This window comes from Pseudomonas sp. SIMBA_068 (genome assembly GCF_046534705.1).
GTDB classification, from domain to species: domain Bacteria; phylum Pseudomonadota; class Gammaproteobacteria; order Pseudomonadales; family Pseudomonadaceae; genus Aquipseudomonas; species Aquipseudomonas putida.
Window position 1 is genome coordinate 1 of record NZ_JAWRYI010000278.1, and the last position, 299, is coordinate 299.

Genomic DNA, 299 nt, shown 5'->3' on the forward strand with positions numbered 1-299 from the left:
ATGCCGGGTTCGAGAAAGCCACCACGGGCCGCCGCGTGCTCGGCGTAGCCGGTGATGAACAGGACCTTGAGCTCCGGGCGGATCTGCCGCCCGATTTCCGCCAGTTGCCGGCCGTTCAGGCCCGGCAGGCCGACGTCGGTCACCAGCAGGTCGACACGCAGGTCCGACTCCAGCAACGGTAGCGCCGTGCGTGCATCGCCAGCCTGGTGCGCGGTGTAACCCAGTTCACCGAGCACGTTGACCACCAGCATCCGCACGGCGGGGTCGTCCTCGACCACCACGACGGACTCACCGGCCAG

At 68.9% G+C, this 299-nt stretch carries 1 protein-coding gene; it reads right to left on the bottom strand.

The window, feature by feature from the left end; all coding sequences use genetic code 11:
• A partial coding sequence (locus SB756_RS29185; protein WP_410913020.1) for a response regulator occupies positions 1-299 on the bottom strand: 299 nt, incomplete at both ends.